This is a genomic window from Streptomyces sp. NPDC048211 (genome assembly GCF_043202315.1).
Lineage (GTDB): Bacteria > Actinomycetota > Actinomycetes > Streptomycetales > Streptomycetaceae > Streptomyces.
Genome location: NZ_JBIDAD010000001.1, coordinates 1,361,650 through 1,380,770 on the forward strand (window position 1 = coordinate 1,361,650; position 19,121 = coordinate 1,380,770).

Genomic DNA, 19,121 nt, shown 5'->3' on the forward strand with positions numbered 1-19,121 from the left:
GCCGGTTCGTGTGGTCGTTCCCCTGTCGGAGCGTCGTAACCGCACCGTATGCGGCTCCGGCCGCAGAGTAGGCCCGAGCGCGGGTACGGCACGGGTGGTTCATGGGGACGTAACACGGCAGTCCTCTTAGTCACTGCGGCGAAACATCGTGTGGCATCGGCGGAAACGGCGCTGGGCGAATCTCATGGCCATAACCGGCCCGCACCTTTTCCCCAGTGGTCCCGCACGTGGATACGTCCCCACCGCCCCCGCACGCGGCCGCACCGACGACGAGGAGACGCCGATGCCCCCAGGCATCACGACGCTTGCAGCAGACGCCCCGACGCTGTCTGCCGCCAACACCGGGTTCATGCTCATCTGCTCGGCCCTGGTGATGCTCATGACCCCGGCCCTGGCCTTCTTCTACGGAGGCATGGTCCGCGTCAAGAGCACCCTCAACATGCTGATGATGAGCTTCATCAGCCTCGGGATCGTCACGATCCTGTGGGTGCTGTACGGATTCAGCCTCGCCTTCGGCACCGACTCGGGATCGATCATCGGCTGGAGCTCGGACTACGTCGGCCTCAGCGGGATCGGCATCACCGAACTCTGGGACGGCTACACCATCCCGGTGTACGTCTTCGCCGTGTTCCAGCTGATGTTCGCCATCATCACCCCGGCCCTGATAAGCGGTGCCCTCGCCGACCGGGTCAAGTTCACCTCGTGGGCGCTCTTCATCACCCTCTGGGTCACCGTCGTCTACTTCCCGGTCGCGCACTGGGTCTGGGGCGCGGGCGGCTGGCTCTTCGAGCTGGGCGTCATCGACTTCGCAGGTGGTACGGCCGTCCACATCAACGCGGGTGCCGCGGCCCTCGGCGTGATCCTCGTCATCGGCAAGCGCGTCGGGTTCAAGAAGGACCCGATGCGGCCGCACAGCCTGCCCCTCGTCATGCTCGGTGCCGGGCTGCTGTGGTTCGGCTGGTTCGGCTTCAACGCCGGCTCGTGGCTCGGCAACGACGACGGCGTCGGCGCGGTCATGTTCGTCAACACGCAGGTCGCCACCGCCGCCGCGATGCTCGCCTGGCTCGGCTACGAGAAGCTCCGCCACGGCTCCTTCACCACCCTCGGTGCCGCCTCCGGCGCCGTCGCCGGACTCGTCGCCATCACCCCGGCCGGCGGTGCGGTCAGCCCGCTCGGCGCCATCGCGGTCGGCGCCATCGCCGGTGTGCTGTGCGCCATGGCCGTCGGCCTCAAGTACAAGTTCGGCTACGACGACTCCCTGGACGTCGTCGGCGTCCACCTCGTCGGCGGTGTCGCCGGATCCCTCCTCATCGGCTTCTTCGCCACCGGCGGTGTCCAGTCCGACGCCAAGGGCCTCTTCTACGGCGGCGGACTCGACCAGCTCGGCAAGCAGGCCGTCGGTGTCTTCGCGGTCCTGGCGTACTCTCTGGTCGTCTCCGCGATCCTCGCCTTCCTGCTGGACAAGACCATCGGGATGCGGGTCGAGGAGGACGACGAGGTCTCCGGCATCGACCAGGTCGAACACGCCGAGACGGCGTACGACTTCAGCGGTGCGGGCGGCGGTTCTTCCTCGCGCCCCACGCCCCCCGCGCCCGGCACCACGGCAGCCCCGACGACCAAGAAGGTGGACGCATGAAGCTCATCACCGCAGTCGTGAAGCCCCACCGGCTTGACGAGATCAAGGAGGCCCTCCAGGCCTTCGGCGTCCAGGGCCTCACGGTCACGGAAGCCAGCGGCTACGGGCGTCAGCGCGGCCACACCGAGGTCTACCGGGGCGCCGAGTACACCGTCGACCTCGTACCGAAGATCCGCATCGAGGTCCTCGTCGAGGACGAGGACTCCGAACAGCTCATCGACGTCGTCGTGAAGGCCGCCAGGACCGGCAAGATCGGTGACGGCAAGGTCTGGAGCGTCCCCGTCGAGACCGCGATCAGGGTCCGCACCGGCGAACGCGGCCCGGACGCACTCTGACCGACTGTTCCGCTTACGGAAAGGCAGCTGGGTGACGAGCACCGAAGTGACCACCGAATCCGAGGAATCGGGACCCAGCGGCTACGCGGCGGCCCGGCTGCGCCTTCTCCAGGAGAAGGAGCGGTCCGGGCCGCCGCGCCGTGCGGCCCTCGCCACGCTCACCGACACGTGGCTGACCGGCCTCTTCACCACGGCAGCCGAGCACGCGGGAGTCCGGGGCGCCGCCCTCGTCGCCGTCGGCGGCTACGGCCGCGGCGAACTCTCCCCGCGCAGCGACCTCGACCTCCTGCTCCTGCACGACGGCACCGCCGACGCCGCAGCCGTCGCGGCCCTCGCCGACCGCGTTTGGTACCCCGTCTGGGACCTGGGCCTCGCCCTCGACCACTCCGTACGCACCCCCGCCGAAGCCCGCAAGACCGCCGGCGAGGACCTCAAGGTCCAGCTCGGCCTGCTCGACGCACGACCCGTCGCCGGGGACCTCGGCCTCGTCGCCTCCCTGCGCACCGCGATCCTCGCCGACTGGCGGAACCAGGCCCCCAAGCGGCTGCCCGCCCTGGACGAGCTCTGCCGCGAGCGGGCCGAGCGCCAGGGCGAGCTCCAGTTCCTCCTGGAGCCCGATCTCAAGGAGGCCCGCGGCGGACTGCGCGACGCCACCGCCCTGCGCGCCGTCGCCGCCTCCTGGGTCGCCGACGCCCCCCGTGAAGGCCTCGCCGAGGCCCGCCGCGTCCTCCTCGACGCCCGCGACGCCCTCCACCTCACCACCGGCCGCGCCACCGACCGCCTCGCCCTCCAGGAACAGGACCAGGTCGCCGCCGCCCTCGGCCTCCTCGACGCCGACGCCCTGCTGCGCCAGGTGTACGAGGCAGCCCGCACCGTCTCGTACGCCACCGACGTCACCTGGCGCGAGGTCAACCGGGTGCTGCGCGCCCGCTCGGTCCGCCCCCGGCTCCGCGCCATGCTGGGCGGTGGCAGGGCCCCGGCCGTCGACCGCACCCCGCTCGCCGACGGCGTCGTCGAGGCCGACGGCGAGGTCGTCCTCGCCCGCACCGCCCGCCCCGAGCGCGACCCGGTCCTCGTCCTGCGCGCCGCCGCGGCGGCGGCCCAGTCCGAGCTGCCGCTCTCCCGCCATGTCGTGCGCCACCTCGCCGCGTCCGCCAAGCCGCTGCCCGTGCCGTGGCCGGCCGAGGCCCGGGAGGAACTCGTCACACTCCTCGGCGCGGGCGAAGCCACCGTCCCCGTCTGGGAGGCCCTGGAAGCCGAGGGCCTGATCACCCGGCTCCTGCCCGACTGGGAGCGGGTGCACTGCCGGCCCCAGCGCAACCCCGTCCACACCTGGACCGTCGACCGCCACCTCGTCGAGGCGGCCGTCCGCGCCTCCTCCCTCACCCGCCGCGTCGGCCGCCCCGACCTCCTGCTCGTCGCCGCGCTGCTCCACGACATCGGCAAGGGCTGGCCCGGCGACCACTCCGTCGCCGGTGAGGTCATCGCCCGCGACATGGCCGCGCGGATCGGCTTCGACCAGCACGACGTGGGCGTCATCGCCACCCTCGTACGCCACCATCTGCTGCTCATCGAGACCGCCACCCGCCGCGACCTCGACGACCCGGCCACCGTCCGCTCCGTCGCCACCGCCGTGGGGAGCGCCGCCACCCTGGAGCTCCTGCACGCGCTCACCGAGTCCGACGCGCTCGCCACCGGACCCGCCGCCTGGTCCACCTGGCGCGCCTCACTCGTCGCCGACCTCGTCAAACGCGTCGCCGCCGTCCTCGCCGGCGAGGCTCCCGAGGAGCCCGAGGAAGCGGCGCCCAGCGCCGAGCAGGAACGCCTGGCCATCGAGGCCCTGCGCACCGGCGAGCCGGTCCTCGCCCTGCACGCCCAGGCGGAGACCCCGCAGGAGGACGGCGGCCCCGAACCCGTCGGCGTCGAACTCCTCATCGCGCTCCCCGACCGCCCCGGCGTCCTCCCCGCCGCCGCAGGGGTCCTCGCCCTGCACCGTCTGACCGTCCGCGCCGCCGACCTGCGCGCCGTGGAACTTCCCACCGAACTCGGCGAGCGGGCGGACCTGCTGCTGCTCAGCTGGCGCGTGGCGGCCGAGTACGGCTCCCTGCCCCAGGCGGCCCGGCTGCGCGCCGACCTCGTCCGCGCCCTGGACGGCTCCCTGGACATCCGGGCCCGCCTTGCCGAGCGGGAGGCCGCCTATCCGCGGCGCCGCGGGGTGAAGGCCCCGCCGCCGAGGGTGACGGTCGCGGCGGCGGGTTCGCAGCTGGCCACGGTGATCGAGGTGCGCGCCCAGGACGCCCCCGGTCTGCTGCACCGGATCGGCCGGGCGCTGGAGCAGAGCGCGGTACGGGTGCGCAGCGCGCATGTGTCGACGCTGGGGGCGAACGCGGTGGACACGGTCTACGTGACGGACGCGGAGGGTGAGCCGCTGTCCGCGGAACGGGCCGCGGAGCTGGCCCGGGAGATCGAGAAGGCGCTCGGCTGAGCCCCCCCGCACGCCCTCGTCCGTCACGAGAACCGGGCGAGGGCTTTGCGTTCTCCGGCGTCCGGATACCCTGGGGGACGACTGCCTGACCCCGCCCCCGACCCTGAGGACCGACGAGCGCCGTGTTCGATACTCTCTCCGACCGCCTTGCCGCGACTTTCAAGAACCTCAGGGGCAAGGGCCGCTTGTCCGAGGCGGACATCGACGCCACGGCTCGCGAGATCCGTATCGCCCTGCTGGAAGCGGATGTCGCGCTGCCCGTCGTCCGGGCCTTCATCGCCAACGTGAAGGAGCGGGCGCGTGGCGTCGAGGTCTCCCAGGCGCTGAATCCGGCCCAGCAGGTCGTCAAGATCGTCAACGAGGAGCTCGTCTCCATCCTCGGTGGCGAGACCCGGCGCCTGCGGTTCGCGAAGACCGCGCCCACCGTCATCATGCTGGCCGGTCTTCAGGGTGCGGGTAAGACGACCCTCGCCGGAAAGCTCGGCGTCTGGCTCAAGGGCCAGGGCCACTCCCCGCTGCTCGTGGCCTGTGACCTCCAGCGCCCCAACGCCGTCAACCAGCTGAGCGTCGTCGCCGACCGCGCCGGCGTCGCGGTGTACGCGCCGGAGCCGGGCAACGGCGTCGGTGACCCGGTCCAGGTCGCCAAGGACTCGATCGAGTACGCCCGGACCAAGCAGTTCGACGTCGTCGTCGTCGACACCGCCGGCCGCCTCGGCATCGACCAGGAGCTGATGCAGCAGGCCGCGGACATCCGCGACGCCGTCAGCCCCGACGAGATCCTGTTCGTCGTCGACGCGATGATCGGCCAGGACGCGGTCAACACCGCCGAGGCCTTCCGCGACGGCGTCGGCTTCGACGGTGTGGTCCTCTCCAAGCTCGACGGTGACGCCCGCGGTGGTGCCGCGCTGTCGATCGCCCACGTCACGGGCAAGCAGATCATGTTCGCGTCGAACGGTGAGAAGCTCGAGGACTTCGACGCCTTCCACCCCGACCGCATGGCGTCCCGCATCCTCGACATGGGTGACCTGCTCACCCTGATCGAGCAGGCGGAGAAGACCTTCAGCCAGGAAGAGGCCGCTCAAATGGCCTCCAAGCTGGCGTCCAGCAAGGGCGGGAAGGACTTCACGCTCGATGACTTCCTGGCCCAGATGGAGCAGGTCCGGAAGATGGGCTCCATCTCCAAGCTGCTCGGGATGCTGCCCGGCATGGGGCAGATCAAGGACCAGATCAACAACATCGACGAGCGCGATGTCGACCGCACCGCCGCGATCATCAAGTCGATGACCCCGAAGGAGCGCGCCGAGCCGACGATCATCAACGGCTCGCGGCGGGCCCGTATCGCCAAGGGCTCCGGTGTCGAGGTCAGCGCCGTGAAGAACCTGGTCGAGCGGTTCTTCGAGGCCCGCAAGATGATGTCGAAGATGGCGCAGGGCGGCGGCATGCCGGGGATGCCCGGGATGCCGGGCATGGGTGGCGGTCCCGGTCGTCAGAAGAAGCAGGTCAAGCAGGCCAAGGGCAAGCGCAAGAGCGGCAACCCGATGAAGCGCAAGGCCGAGGAGCAGGCCGAGGCGGCCCGCCGCGAGCAGGCGGCCCAGGGCGGCGCGCTGGGTCTGCCGGCCGGTCAGGCCGACAAGAACTTCGAGCTGCCGGACGAGTTCAAGAAGTTCATGGGCTGAGCACCCTGCCGATTGACGACCCGGCTGTCACGTCCCCGAGGGGGCGCCCGCCTCACGGCGGGCGCCCCCTCGGGCGTGTACGGCGGGATGCCGGGGTCCCCCCATGGGCCCAGCCGACCGCTGCTCCGAGGGCTTCACCCGCATTTCTCCCTTAATGTCGGCTCAACGGCTGTCGGCAGAGGAGACCGCGTGACCAACCCCGTACCTCCCCGCGACCGCACCGACCAGCCCTGGCGCTCCGAGGGTGCCCCGAAGCCCCCGCCTCCCGGCCGGAAGATGCCGGGAGGCTGGGGCGGGCTCCTGCTGACCGCGCTGGCCGTCTATCTGATCGCCAATCTGGTGCTCTCCTTCTTCAACGGCGAGGACGAGCCGACGATCGCGTACACGGAGTTCAGCAAGCAGGTCACCTCGGGCAACGTCTCCAAGATCTACTCCAAGGGCGACGCCATCCAGGGGCAGCTCAAGAAGGAGGCGAAGGTCCCGGGCAAGGACGACAAGTACACCAAGTTCGTCACGCAGCGGCCCGCCTTCGCCGACGACAACCTCTGGTCGGAGCTCGTCAAGGACGACGTCACGGTCACCGCCGAACCCGTCGTCAGGGAACGCAGCTTCCTCGCGAACCTGCTGATCTCGCTGGCCCCGATGCTGTTGCTCGTCCTGCTGTGGGTGTTCATCGCCCGCCGGATGTCGCGCGGCGGGATGGGCGGCGGCATGGGCGGCTTCGGCCGCAAGGCCCCGCCGAAACCGGTGGAGCTGGAGGGAGACCGGCGTACGACGTTCAAGGACGTGGCGGGCATCGACGAGGTCGAGGGCGAGCTCAACGATGTCGTCGACTTCCTGAAGAACCCGGACGCCTACCGGAAGATGGGCGCCCGGATGCCCGGGGGAGTGCTGCTCGCGGGCCCTCCCGGCACGGGCAAGACGCTGCTGGCGAGGGCGGTCGCGGGGGAGGCGGGGGTGCCGTTCTTCTCGGCCTCGGCCTCGGAGTTCATCGAGATGATCGTGGGCGTCGGCGCGGGCCGGGTCCGGGAGCTGTTCGCCGAGGCGCGCAAGGTCGCGCCCGCCATCGTGTTCATCGACGAGATCGACACCATCGGACGGGCCCGCGGGGGCGGCTCGGGCATGGGCGGGCACGACGAGCGCGAGCAGACGCTCAACCAGATCCTCACGGAGATGGACGGCTTCTCCGGCTCGGAGGGCGTGGTCGTGCTCGCGGCGACCAACCGTGCGGACGTGCTCGACCCGGCACTCACCAGGCCCGGCCGCTTCGACCGGGTCGTCCAGGTCAGCCCGCCGGACAGGACGGGCCGGGAGGCGATCCTGGAGATCCACACCCGGCAGATCCCGATGGGCGGGGACGTGGACCTGGCCCAGGTGGCCCGTACGACCCCGGGGATGACCGGCGCCGATCTCGCCAACCTCGCCAACGAGGCCGCGCTCCTCGCCGTGAAGCGGGGACAGCCGGAGGTGAACGGCGCCGATTTCTCGGATGCGCTGGAGAAGGTGCAGCTCGGGGCGGAACGCTCGCTCGTCATGTCGGACGAGGAGCGCCGCCGGACGGCGTACCACGAGAGCGGGCACGCGCTGCTGGGGATGCTCCAGCCCGGCGCCGACCCGGTCCGCAAGGTCACCATCGTGCCGCGGGGGCGCGCGCTGGGCGTCACGCTCTCGACGCCGGACGCCGACAAGTACGCGTACACCGAGGAGTACCTGCGCGGCCGGATCATCGGCGCGCTCGGCGGCATGGCCGCCGAGCAGGTGGTGTTCGACGTCATCACCACCGGCGCCGAGAGCGACCTGGAACAGGTCACCAACCTGGCCCGGGGCATGGCGGGCCGCTGGGGCATGAGCCACAAGGTGGGCCGGCTGACGGCGATCCCGGGCGATGCCCAGCAGGCCTACGGACTGTCGGCGGCACCCGCGACGCTGGACGCGGTGGACGGCGAGATGCGGCGCATCGTCGACGAGTGCTACGAGGAGGCCCGCCGGCTGCTGCGCGAGAACCGGGACCGGCTCGACTCGCTGGCCGCGGCGCTGCTGGCGAACGAGACGCTGGACGAGGCGGACGCCTACCGGGCGGCCGGGATCACCCGGCTCGCGAAGTAGCACCCCGGGCGGCCGGCCCGCACACGGGCCGGCACCGCGAGGTCCTACGTGGTGCAGACGAGGTAGCGGAACACGTTCGGCATCCACACCGTGCCGTCCCGGCGCAGATGCGGATGCAGCGCCTCCGCGACCTCCTTCTCCACCTGGGACCGGTCCGTCGCCTCCACCGCGGCGTCGAAGAGCCGCGTCGACAACAGGCCCCGTACGGCGCTGTCCACGTCCGCGTAGCCGAACGGGCACGCCACCCGCCCCGAGCCGTCCGGCTTAAGCCCGGACCGGAACGCCACGTTCTCCAGGTCGTCCCGCCGTGCGCCACGCCCGCGCGCGGACCGTGCCGCGTCCGGGCCCTCCGCGAGCCGGGACGCCACGCGCAGCACGGCGTCGGTGGCGCACCGCTCGGGCGGCCCCCAGCCGGTCAGGACGACGGTGCTGCGCCGCCCGGCCGAGGGCGCCGCGGCGCCGAGGGTCCGCACCAGCTCCTCCCCGTCGCCGGGGGAGCAGCCGATCGGGGTGAACGCCGTGATCAGGTTGTAGGGCTCGTGGCCGTCGGCCGCGGCCGGCGGGGACTCCAGCAGCTGCGGTTCGGCGGCTCCGGGGCCGCGCTCGGCCTCCGGGCCCGGCAGCAGCCGGATCCGGGCGAGTGCCAGGCGTTCGAGGTCGGGGTCGACGCCTGTGACGCGTGCCCCGCGGCCGGCCGCGATCAGCAGGGCCAGCCCGGAGCCGCAGCCGAGTGAGAGCATGCGCGTGGCGGGTCCGACTTCGAGCCGCGTGTACACCGCGTCGTAGAGCGGTGCGAGCATCCGCTCCTGGATCTCGGCCCAGTCACGGGCACGGGAACCGGTGTCCACGGGCGCGGAAGGCTCCGCCTGCGTGTGGTGCCGGACGAGCGTTGGTGTCATGGAATGCGCCCCAATCCGCCGAGATGCCGGTCATGCCGATGGGTCGTGCCTGAAGGAACGATCTCCCCGTGGCCGTACGTCCGCGCTTCCCCCGTATGCCAGAGAACTGCGCATCCGCCTCCGCGTCCAGGGGTCTGCGGGCCGGGGTTCCCCGCGGCGACGGCCGACGAGGCGCCCGGGACCGGTGCACCCGCAGGACATGGGTGCCCGGGGGTTGTGCTTTCCCGCGCCGCGGTCCCAGTCTCACCCGGCGCGCGGGGGCGGGCACGTCGAGCGCTCCGTGCGTCGACGGGCGCAGGGCCGCCGGGCTGCTCGGGGAGGGGTCGCGGGGGCGGCCGGTGGGGCGGGTAATGTCGGGTTCCGCCCCCCGCGCCCGCATGATCGGCGGGCGGGCGTACGCTCCGTCTACGCGCCCGGGCGTACGCGGCGCTACGTACCACCTTGGTGTGAGCTGTGAGACTTCTCCGCAGATCAGCGCACCCGCCCTCGTCAGGACGCATGAACGGCAACTGACTGGTACGTGCAAAATATTTGGGATGGCCCGGAATCGGAACACCGAGGGCCCCGCGCTCGTTGGTCACGACGTGAGCACGACACCACCTGTACTTGCCGCAGAGCTGGCACAGGCGTGGGCCGACATTCAGCGGTACCACCCCGAGCTGCCCGATCTAGCCGCGCCCGAGTCCCTGATCGGAGAGTCCTCGTCCGCCTGTGGCGCCGAGCTCTCCTTCGAGCGACTGCTCCATGAGGCAGTCCATGGCATTGCCGCCGCCAGAGGTGTCCGTGACACCTCCCGCGCCGGCCGTTACCACAACCGTCGATTCCTCGCGATCGCCGAGGAGCTGGGCCTCGATCACGCCGAGGAACCCCACCCCAGCAGTGGCTTCTCGCTGGTCACGCTCAACCCCGAGGCCAAGCGCCGGTACCGGCCGACGATGGAACGGCTGCAACGCGCCCTCAAGGCGCACACCGTCGCCACCGCCGCCGACACCAAGCGCTCCTTCCGCGGCCCCGCGGCCCGGCACGGTTCCTCCGGAGGAGGCGTGCGGGTCAAGGCCGTCTGTGACTGCGGTCGCAACGTGCGCGTCGTTCCGTCGGTCCTCGCGCAGGCCCCGATCGTCTGCGGCGGCTGCGGAAAGCCGTTCCGGATCCCGGAAGCAGTGGTCGCGGTGGGGTGAGGCGATGTGGTGTGGCACAATGGCTAGCTGTACTCGACAGTCGCATAGGACCCCTCTCTCCTCCGGCTGACGCGTCCATCGGGCACTCCGAGTACCGCAACCCCACGTGGCATCTTGTTGTGCCCAACCACGTCATAGACCAGGAGACACCACTTCCGTGGCAGTCAAGATCAAGCTGAAGCGTCTGGGCAAGATCCGTTCGCCTCACTACCGCATCGTCGTCGCCGACTCCCGTACCCGCCGTGATGGCCGGGCCATCGAGGAGATCGGCCTGTACCACCCGGTGCAGAACCCCTCGCGCATCGAGGTCAACGCAGAGCGCGCGCAGTACTGGCTGTCCGTCGGCGCCCAGCCGACCGAGCCGGTTCTCGCGATCCTGAAGCTCACCGGTGACTGGCAGGCGCACAAGGGCCTCCCGGCCCCCGCGCCGCTGCTGCAGCCGGAGCCCAAGGCTGACAAGCGCGCCCTGTTCGAGGCCCTCACCAAGGACGCCGGCGAGGAGTCCAAGGGCGAGGCCATCACGCAGAAGGCGAAGAAGGCCGACAAGAAGGCGGACGACGCTGCTGACGCAGCTGCGCCCGCCGAGTCGACCGAGGCCTGAGCATGCTCGAGGAGGCTCTCGAGCACCTCGTGAAAGGCATCGTTGACAACCCCGACGACGTGCAGGTCGCCTCGCGTGATCTGCGCCGTGGACGTGTGCTCGAGGTTCGGGTTCATCCCGATGACCTCGGTAAGGTGATCGGCCGCAACGGCCGCACCGCACGCGCGCTGCGTACCGTCGTGGGCGCCATCGGCGGCCGTGGTATCCGCGTCGACCTCGTCGATGTGGATCAGGTTCGCTGACAGAGTTGAACACCGGCACGGGCCGGGGAGGGCCATGCGCCCACCCCGGCCCGTCGTCGTACGACAGGAGAGACACAAGGTGCAGTTGGTAGTCGCACGGATCGGTCGCGCCCACGGGATCAAGGGCGAGGTCACCGTCGAGGTGCGCACGGACGAGCCGGAGCTCCGGCTCGGGCCCGGCGCCGTACTGGCCACCGAGCCGGCCTCGACGGGGCCGCTGACGATCGAGACCGGCCGGGTGCACAGCGGCAGGCTGCTGCTGCGCTTCGAGGGCGTACGGGACCGTACGGCCGCCGAGGCGCTGCGTAACACGCTGCTGATCGCCGACGTCGACCCGGCGGAGCTCCCGGAGGACCCCGAGGAGTTCTACGACCATCAGCTGATGGACCTGGACGTGGTCCTCGCCGACGGTACCGAGATCGGCCGGATCACCGAGATCACGCACCTGCCGTCCCAGGACCTCTTCATCGTGGAGCGTCCCGACGGCACCGAGGTGATGATCCCGTTCGTCGAGGAGATCGTCGCCGAGATCGACCTGGAGGAGCAGCGTGCGGTGATCACGCCGCCGCCCGGTCTGATCGACGACAGCGAGGCGATCGTCGTGTCCACGCGCGACGAGGAGACGGCGGCCGAGTCCGCGGCCGGGGCTTCCGACAAGGATTCCGCCGAACCCGGGAAAGACGCCTGATGCGCCTCGACGTCGTCACGATCTTCCCCGAGTACCTGGAACCGCTGAACGTCTCGCTCGTCGGCAAGGCCCGCACACGCGGGCGCCTCGACGTGCATGTGCATGATCTGCGGGAGTGGACGTACGACCGCCACAACACGGTCGACGACACCCCGTACGGCGGCGGCCCCGGCATGGTCATGAAGACCGAGCCGTGGGGCGAAGCGCTGGACGAGACCCTGGCGGACGGGTACGAGGCGGGGGCGCGGTCCCCGGTGCTGGTGGTGCCCACGCCGAGCGGCCGGCCCTTCACCCAGGAGCTGGCCGTCGAGCTCTCCGAGCGGCCGTGGCTGATCTTCACCCCGGCCCGCTACGAGGGCATCGACCGGCGGGTGACGGAGGAGTACGCCACCCGGATCCCGGTCGTCGAGGTGTCCATCGGCGACTACGTACTGGCCGGCGGCGAAGCCGCGGTGCTGGTGATCACGGAGGCGGTGGCCCGGCTGCTGCCCGGCGTGCTCGGCAACGCCGAGTCGCACCGGGACGACTCCTTCGCGCCCGGAGCGATGGCGAACCTGCTGGAGGGGCCCGTCTACACCAAGCCGCCCGAGTGGCGTGGCCGGGAGATCCCGGACGTGCTGCTCAGCGGCCACCACGGGCGGATCGCGCGCTGGCGCCGGGACGAGGCCTTCCGCCGCACCGCACTCAACCGGCCCGATCTGATCGAGCGCTGCGAGGCGACGGCCTTCGACAAGAAGGACCGCGAGATGCTCTCCATCCTCGGCTGGTCACCGGACCCCGGCGGCCGATTTTGGCGCAGGCCCCAAGCCGTGGAAGAATAGGCCGCTGCTGTACGTCCGCGTGCGCCCCTGCCACAGGGGGAAAGCGGCCAGTCTGTTCCCCCTCGCAGGGGATGGTCCCGACGCCCGTCCGACGCGATCAGCACCCTGAACTCACCACTCTCCCGTCGATGACCTGTGGCATCGGCGAAGAAAGCAGACACCATGGCTTCCCTGCTCGATGACGTCAACGCCGCTTCGGTGCGCACCGACGTCCCGGCGTTCCGCCCCGGCGACACCGTCAACGTCCACGTGCGCGTGATCGAGGGCAACCGCTCCCGTATCCAGCAGTTCAAGGGCATCGTCATCCGCCGCCAGGGCGCGGGCGTCAGCGAGACCTTCACGGTCCGCAAGGTCTCCTTCCAGGTCGGCGTCGAGCGCACCTTCCCGGTGCACAGCCCGATCTTCGAGAAGATCGAGCTGATCACCCGCGGTGACGTCCGTCGCGCCAAGCTGTACTTCCTCCGTGAGCTGCGCGGCAAGGCCGCGAAGATCAAGGAGAAGCGCGACCGCTGAGCTGACTCCCTGGTCCACAGGACGGCCGGATAAGCTCTGGCCCCGATGGACACGGAAGCAAAGCCCCAGGAGCGCGACCGCTCCTCCGCACCCGCAACGGGATCGGAGGAGGGGTCGCGCTTCTCGCGTATCCCGAGCCGGTGGGCCACCTCGATGTCATGGCGGCGCACCCTCGCGCTCGGTGCTGTCTGCTCGGTCGGCGTGCTGCTCTTCAGCAACTTCGTGGTGCAGCCCTTCCTGATCCCGAGCGGCTCGATGGAGTCCACGCTGCAGGTCGGGGACCGGGTGCTCGTCAACAAACTGGCGTACCGTTTCGGCTCCGTACCCCAGCGCGGCGACGTGGTGGTCTTTGACGGCACCGGTTCCTTCGTCCGGGAGACGTCGCCGGAGAACCCCGTGACCGGGCTGCTGCGCGGCGCGGCGGCTTCCCTCGGGTTCGCGGAGCCCGCCGAGACCGACTTCGTGAAGCGAGTGGTGGGTGTGGGGGGTGACCGGGTGGTCTGCTGCGACAAGCGGGGAAGGGTCGAGGTGAACGGCCGGGCCGTGGACGAGGACTACCTGTTCGCGGGTGATGTGCCGTCCCGGGTGCCCTTCGACATCGTCGTGCCTGACGGCACGCTGTGGATGATGGGCGACCACCGGAGCAATTCCCGCGACTCCCGCGACCACCTGGGTGAACCCGGCGGTGGCATGGTGCCGGTCGATAAGGTGATCGGCCGGGCCGACTGGTTCGGCTGGCCGCTGGGCCGGCTGGGATCCGTTCCGGACACCACCGCCTTCGACGCGGTGCCGGCGCCGGGTTCGGCGCATGGGTAACCGCGGTCGGAGGCACGGCGCCGCGGATCCGGAGACCCCGCTGCCCACCGGCACCCGGCCGACGGCCGCGCGCCCGTTGCCCACGCGCGCGGAGCGGCGCAAGCTGGCCCGCAAGGTGAAGCGGAAGCGGCGCAGATCGGCGGTGAAGGAGATACCCCTCCTCATCACCGTCGCCCTGCTGATCGCGCTGGTCCTCAAGACCTTTCTGGTGCAGGCCTTCGTCATCCCGTCGGGGTCGATGGAACAGACCATCCGGATCGGTGACCGGGTGCTCGTGGACAAGCTCACGCCCTGGTTCGGGTCCAAGCCGCAGCGCGGCGACGTCGTCGTGTTCAAGAACCCTTCGGACTGGCCACCGCCGAACCCGGTGGGAGAGTCCAAGGAGTCGCCCGTCGTCATCAAACAGGTGAAGCAGGTACTGACCTTCATCGGTCTGCTGCCCTCCGACGACGAGCAGGATCTGATCAAGCGGGTGGTCGCCGTCGGCGGCGACACGGTGAAGTGCTGCGACAAGGACGGCAGGCTCACCGTCAACGGGACAGCGGTCGACGAGCCCTACATCTATCCCGGTGATTCGCCCTCCACGATCAAATTCGAGGTAAAGGTTCCAGCCGGAAGAATCTTCGTGATGGGGGACCACCGCTCCAATTCGGCCGACTCACGCTTCCACCTGGACAAGACGGGCAACGGCACGGTTTCCGAGGACGCGGTCGTGGGGCGGGCCGTGGTGATCGCCTGGCCCTTCGGGCACTGGCACGAACTGGAGGAACGTTCGACGTTCTCCTCGGTCCCGGACGCGCGTGCCGGGACCGCGGCTGCCCCCGGACCGTCGAATAGTGTGTCCCCGGATCCCAACGGATTGATCCGGCTCCCGACCCCTGCGGAACTCCCGCTCGTTATGGGAGTGGTGGGCCTGCACCGGCTAGGGCGCAGGCGGTGGCACGGAATAAGGAGTGGATGTGGGGGATTTGGCGGTCGGCGCACGATCCGGACACGACGAACCCGAGGACCGGCCGGACAATCCGGGGAACGCCGAGGCGACGGCGGACTCGACGGGGAGTGACGGAGACACCCCGAGCAGTGGCAGCACGGCACAGAAGAAGCCCCGCTCCTTCTGGAAGGAGCTGCCCCTCCTCATCGGCATCGCGCTCATTCTCGCGTTGCTGATCAAGACGTTCCTGGTGCAGGCCTTCTCGATTCCCTCGGACTCGATGCAGAACACGCTGCAGCGGGGCGACCGGGTGCTGGTGGACAAGCTGACGCCGTGGTTCGGCTCCGAGCCCGAGCGCGGTGAGGTGGTCGTCTTCCACGACCCGGGCGGCTGGCTGGAGGACACGGCGGCACCCGACCCGAACGTGGTGCAGAAGTTCCTGAGCTTCATCGGTCTGATGCCGTCGGCCGAGGAGAAGGACCTGATCAAGCGTGTCATCGCCATCGGCGGTGACACGGTGGAGTGCAAGAAGGACGGGCCCGTCACGGTCAACGGCAAGGCGCTGGACGACAAGTCGTTCATCTTCGAGGGCAACACTCCCTGCAACGACAAGCCGTTCGGGCCGATCAAGATCCCCAAGGACCGTATCTGGGTGATGGGCGACCACCGCCAGGACTCCCTCGACTCGCGCTACCACCAGGAGCTGCCGGGCGGCGGCACCGTCTCCACCGACGAGGTGGTCGGCCGGGCCGTGGTCATCGCATGGCCGGTCAACCGTTGGGCGACCCTGCCGGTGCCGAAGACCTTCGACCAGCCGGGGCTGAACGCCGCGATGGGTGCGGCGCCCGGTGCGATCGGCATCGCCGGCGCCGTGCCGCTCGTCCTCTGGCGACGCAGGCGGGCCGGACGTGATTCCGGTCGGTCGTAGTGGGTGACTCGTCATGATCCACTGAAGTGTGCCGGTTCGTCGGGACGCCGAGATGTCGTTGCGATCAAGGCATCGGCAAGACCGAGTACATACCGGCCGGCCGCCGAGCGTTCTTCGTACGTCATGTCGACCGACGTCGCACACCTGCGCAGCGGGAAGACCCGGCACATATTTCTCGGAACGCCGTATCTCAGGGACATGCCGGACGGTTTCTCCGTCGCGCCGGCGTGTGTGCAGCGACCTGACAGGTCTCCGTCGGCCGGAGCCGGACCGCACGGCCGAGGCCGTACGGTGTGTGAGGAAGGACGCCGATGCCCGCGCTGTGGGCTGGCATCGGACAGCACGGTTGAACCGCCCTCAGGCTGCTCTGCGAGCATGTTGAGCAGCCTGAGGGCGGTTTTCGGTGGTGGGGTGCCCGGTGGCCCGCTGACGACAGGGCGGCCGGGGACATGCTGTCCCTGCGGAACTCCCGTTCGTTGTCCGTGGCAGTGGGCTCGGACAGTGACCCCTGGAGCAGGTGTGGGCCGCAGAGTGAGGACTGGAACGTGAGTGACATGGCTGCTGGTGCACGACCTGGACATGGCGATCCCGCGAAGTTGCGTGACCAGCCCGCCGACGCTTCCTCCGATCCACCTGAGGAGACTCCGGTTGCGGACGCGCCGGCCAGGACATCGGTTCAGGACGTCCCCGCCGAGAGGTCCGTTCAGGACGCCCCTGCCGAGACTCCCGTTCCGGACCCCCGTGCGGAGACGGGCGCTGCGGATGGGTCCGGTGCCGGGGACGGCGGCGAGGACGGGGCCGGGGAGGGGAAGAAGGCGCGGAAGCCGCGTCCCTTCTGGAAGGAGCTGCCCCTCCTCATCGGCGTCGCGCTCGTTCTCGCGTTGCTGATCAAGACGTTCCTGGTGCAGGCGTTCTCGATTCCCTCGGACTCGATGCAGGACACGCTGCAGCGGGGCGACCGGGTGCTGGTGGACAAGCTGACGCCGTGGTTCGGCTCCGAGCCCGAGCGCGGTGAGGTGGTGGTGTTCCACGACCCGGACAACTGGCTGGCCGGGGAACCGACCCCACAGTCGAACGTGGTGCAGGACTTCCTGAGCTTCATCGGCCTGATGCCCTCGGCCCAGGAGAAGGACCTGATCAAGCGGACGATCGCGGTCGGCGGTGACACCGTGGAATGCGCGAAGGGCGGTCCCGTCAAGGTCAACGGGAAGGCGCTCGACGAGCCGTACATCTTCCCCGGCGACTCGGCGTGCGACGACAAGCCCTTCGGGCCGTTCACCGTGCCCGACGGGAAGATCTGGGTGATGGGCGACCACCGGCAGAACTCCTGGGACTCGCGCTATCACACCGAGGAAGCGACCAAGGGTTTCGTGCCCGTCAAGGACGTCGTGGGACGGGCCGTGGTGGTGGCGTGGCCGATCAATCGCTGGGCGCTGCTGTCGGTCCCGGACACCTTCGACCAGCCGGGGATCAACGCGGCGGCGGGGCTCGCCCCGGGGGCATTGGGAGTCGCGGGCGCGCTGCCTCTCGTGCTGTGGCGCCGCAGGAGGCTGACCAGCGGGCGTACCGCCGGGTAGGGTGCCGACTCGGATCAGCGATTGTCGATCTCCGATGGGGGACGCTGCGATGAGTGCAACAGGACGTACGGGTGACGGCAACGGCCGGCTCGGCAGCATGCTGTCGGGGCTGGCCGTGGCCGTCGGCTGTGTGCTCTTCCTCGGCGGCTTCGCGTGGGCGGCCGTGGTGTACCGGCCGTACACCGTGCCGACCGAGTCGATGACCCCGACGGTGAACGCGGGCGACCGGGTCCTCGCGCAGCGGGTGGACGGCAGCGAGGTCCGCCGGGGCGACGTGGTGGTGTTCACCGATCAGACGTGGGGTGACATGCCGATGGTGAAGCGGGTCGTCGGCATCGGCGGCGACAAGGTCGCCTGCTGCGAGAAGGACGGCCGGCTCACGGTCAACGGCATACCCGTGGCGGAAACGTATCTCCAGGCGGGCGATCCGGCCTCGGCGGTCGATTTCACGGCCGAGGTACCGAAGGGCAAGCTCTTCCTCCTGGGAGACGACCGCAGGGTCTCGCTGGACTCCCGGGTCCATCTGGAGGAGGGCGGGCAGGGTTCGGTGCCGCGCAGCGCCGTGCAGGCCCGGGTGGACGCCGTCGCCTGGCCGCTGGGCGGCATGATCGGACGTCCGCAGGCCTTTGCCGCACTGCCCGGCGGGGTGTCGTCCCAGGGGCCGCTGAAGCTTCAGCTCACCGCCCTGGCCGCAGGGGTGGTGCTCATCCTGGGCGGTGCTGTGTACGGGCCGGTCGCGGCGCGGTCCGCCCGGTCGAAGCGGAACAAGCAGGAGAAGGCGACCGCCGGTGCCCGCTGAGACGCGCAAGGTTGCCCGCCTGGTGCTCCTCGATCCGGACGACCGCATTCTGCTGATGCACGGGTTCGAACCGGAGGACCCCGCGAGCACCTGGTGGTTCACCCCCGGCGGCGGACTCGAGGGCGACGAGACCCGGGAGCAGGCCGCCCTGCGGGAGCTGGCCGAGGAAACCGGGATCACGGACGTCGAGCTGGGCCCGCTCCTCTGGCAGCGGATGTGCTCCTTTCCGTTCGACGGCCGGCGCTGGGACCAGGACGAGTGGTACTTCCTGGCCCGCACGGCGCAGACCACGACGGACACCAGTGGGCAGACCGGGCTGGAACGCCGCAGTGTCGCGGGTCTGAGGTGGTGGACCTCCGCCGAACTGTCGGCGGCGCGTGAGACGGTGTACCCGACCAGACTCGCCGAGCTGCTGCGCACGCTGCTCGACGACGGTCCTCCGCGTACGCCGCTGGTTCTCGCCCCCGAAATCGCCTGAGCGACCAAGGAGCCGGGCCCTGGCGCACAATGGGGGAACGCACGGCTGAAGGGGAACATGCCAATGAGCGCCGAGGACCTCGAGAAGTACGAGACCGAGATGGAGCTGAAGCTCTACCGGGAGTACCGCGATGTCGTCGGTCTGTTCAAATATGTGATCGAGACCGAACGGCGCTTCTACCTCACCAACGACTACGAGATGCAGGTGCACTCGGTCCAGGGCGAGGTTTTCTTCGAGGTGTCCATGGCGGATGCCTGGGTCTGGGACATGTACCGGCCCGCACGGTTCGTCAAGCAGGTACGGGTTCTGACGTTCAAGGACGTCAACATCGAGGAGCTCAACAAGAGCGATCTCGAACTTCCGGGTGGCTGAGTTGTCCACAACGGCTGAGTTGTCCACCAAGATCCACTAG

The 19,121-nt window shown here is 70.1% G+C and carries 19 protein-coding genes; 18 read left to right on the forward strand and 1 reads right to left on the reverse strand.

The annotated features are described in order from the left end of the window. Positions 1-283 precede the first annotated feature (283 nt). From ACGFZA_RS06200 to ftsH, 5 genes are all read left to right on the forward strand, one after another. A complete protein-coding gene (locus ACGFZA_RS06200; protein WP_385286803.1) occupies positions 284-1,636 on the forward strand; it encodes an ammonium transporter in 1,353 nt (450 codons plus the stop codon). Next, positions 1,633-1,971: a P-II family nitrogen regulator gene (locus ACGFZA_RS06205; protein ID WP_136330688.1), complete on the forward strand. Its 339-nt coding sequence runs from the start codon at positions 1,633-1,635 to the stop codon at positions 1,969-1,971. Before ACGFZA_RS06200 ends, ACGFZA_RS06205 begins: the two co-directional genes overlap by 4 nt. 31 nt (positions 1,972-2,002) lie before the next feature. After that, positions 2,003-4,456, forward strand: coding sequence for a [protein-PII] uridylyltransferase (locus tag ACGFZA_RS06210; RefSeq protein WP_393677431.1), 2,454 nt, complete (start codon positions 2,003-2,005; stop codon positions 4,454-4,456). Positions 4,457-4,578: 122 nt separating this feature from the next. After that, the gene (gene ffh / locus ACGFZA_RS06215) at positions 4,579-6,132 is read left to right on the forward strand and encodes a signal recognition particle protein (protein ID WP_385286799.1); all 1,554 of its coding nucleotides are present in this window, start codon (positions 4,579-4,581) and stop codon (positions 6,130-6,132) included. Positions 6,133-6,321: 189 nt separating this feature from the next. Then, positions 6,322-8,238, forward strand: a complete 1,917-nt coding sequence (gene ftsH, locus ACGFZA_RS06220) for an ATP-dependent zinc metalloprotease FtsH (protein WP_393677434.1) — start codon at positions 6,322-6,324, stop codon at positions 8,236-8,238. A 44-nt stretch (positions 8,239-8,282) separates the two neighbouring features. On the opposite strand, the gene ACGFZA_RS06225 is transcribed toward ftsH, so the two are convergent. Next, complete coding sequence (locus tag ACGFZA_RS06225) at positions 8,283-9,137, reverse strand: class I SAM-dependent methyltransferase (protein ID WP_385286795.1); 855 nt, start codon at positions 9,135-9,137, stop codon at positions 8,283-8,285. 584 nt (positions 9,138-9,721) lie between these two features. On the opposite strand from ACGFZA_RS06225, the gene ACGFZA_RS06230 reads away from it, so the two are divergent. The 13 genes from ACGFZA_RS06230 to ACGFZA_RS06290 all read left to right on the forward strand — a co-directional run bounded on the left by ACGFZA_RS06230 (position 9,722) and on the right by ACGFZA_RS06290 (position 19,081). Next, a complete protein-coding gene (locus ACGFZA_RS06230; protein WP_073739095.1) occupies positions 9,722-10,315 on the forward strand; it encodes a hypothetical protein in 594 nt (197 codons plus the stop codon). Positions 10,316-10,472: 157 nt separating this feature from the next. Next, the gene (rpsP, locus tag ACGFZA_RS06235) at positions 10,473-10,916 is read left to right on the forward strand and encodes a 30S ribosomal protein S16 (RefSeq protein ID WP_266783406.1); all 444 of its coding nucleotides are present in this window, start codon (positions 10,473-10,475) and stop codon (positions 10,914-10,916) included. 2 nt (positions 10,917-10,918) lie between these two features. Further along, the gene (locus ACGFZA_RS06240; RefSeq protein ID WP_014153811.1) at positions 10,919-11,158 is read left to right on the forward strand and encodes an RNA-binding protein; all 240 of its coding nucleotides are present in this window, start codon (positions 10,919-10,921) and stop codon (positions 11,156-11,158) included. Between the two features lie 79 nt (positions 11,159-11,237). Continuing rightward, a complete protein-coding gene (gene rimM, locus ACGFZA_RS06245) occupies positions 11,238-11,846 on the forward strand; it encodes a ribosome maturation factor RimM (protein ID WP_393677438.1) in 609 nt (202 codons plus the stop codon). Then, on the forward strand, positions 11,846-12,667 hold the full coding sequence (gene trmD / locus ACGFZA_RS06250; RefSeq protein WP_393677440.1) for a tRNA (guanosine(37)-N1)-methyltransferase TrmD: 822 nt from the start codon (positions 11,846-11,848) through the stop codon (positions 12,665-12,667). The genes rimM and trmD overlap by 1 nt, the downstream gene beginning before the upstream one ends. Before the next feature lie 162 nt (positions 12,668-12,829). Further along, on the forward strand, positions 12,830-13,180 hold the full coding sequence (gene rplS / locus ACGFZA_RS06255) for a 50S ribosomal protein L19 (RefSeq protein WP_385286788.1): 351 nt from the start codon (positions 12,830-12,832) through the stop codon (positions 13,178-13,180). 45 nt (positions 13,181-13,225) lie between these two features. Further along, positions 13,226-13,996, forward strand: coding sequence for a signal peptidase I (lepB, locus tag ACGFZA_RS06260; protein ID WP_393677442.1), 771 nt, complete (start codon positions 13,226-13,228; stop codon positions 13,994-13,996). Continuing rightward, positions 13,989-15,059 (forward strand): signal peptidase I, encoded by a 1,071-nt coding sequence (gene lepB / locus ACGFZA_RS06265; RefSeq protein ID WP_385286785.1) that lies wholly within the window; start codon positions 13,989-13,991, stop codon positions 15,057-15,059. The genes lepB (ACGFZA_RS06260) and lepB (ACGFZA_RS06265) overlap by 8 nt, the downstream gene beginning before the upstream one ends. Next, entirely contained in the window at positions 14,965-15,855 is an 891-nt protein-coding gene (gene lepB, locus ACGFZA_RS06270) for a signal peptidase I (RefSeq protein ID WP_385286813.1), read from the forward strand. Before lepB (ACGFZA_RS06265) ends, lepB (ACGFZA_RS06270) begins: the two co-directional genes overlap by 95 nt. Before the next feature lie 554 nt (positions 15,856-16,409). Then, a complete protein-coding gene (lepB, locus tag ACGFZA_RS06275; protein WP_393677445.1) occupies positions 16,410-17,432 on the forward strand; it encodes a signal peptidase I in 1,023 nt (340 codons plus the stop codon). A gap of 49 nt (positions 17,433-17,481) precedes the next feature. Then, a complete protein-coding gene (gene lepB, locus ACGFZA_RS06280) occupies positions 17,482-18,231 on the forward strand; it encodes a signal peptidase I (RefSeq protein WP_385286781.1) in 750 nt (249 codons plus the stop codon). Further along, positions 18,221-18,709: an NUDIX hydrolase gene (locus ACGFZA_RS06285; RefSeq protein ID WP_385286779.1), complete on the forward strand. Its 489-nt coding sequence runs from the start codon at positions 18,221-18,223 to the stop codon at positions 18,707-18,709. Before lepB (ACGFZA_RS06280) ends, ACGFZA_RS06285 begins: the two co-directional genes overlap by 11 nt. Before the next feature lie 63 nt (positions 18,710-18,772). After that, positions 18,773-19,081 carry a DUF2469 domain-containing protein gene (locus ACGFZA_RS06290; protein WP_003965949.1) on the forward strand — a complete coding sequence of 103 codons (309 nt, stop codon included), beginning with the start codon at positions 18,773-18,775 and terminating at the stop codon, positions 19,079-19,081. Positions 19,082-19,121 lie beyond the last annotated feature (40 nt).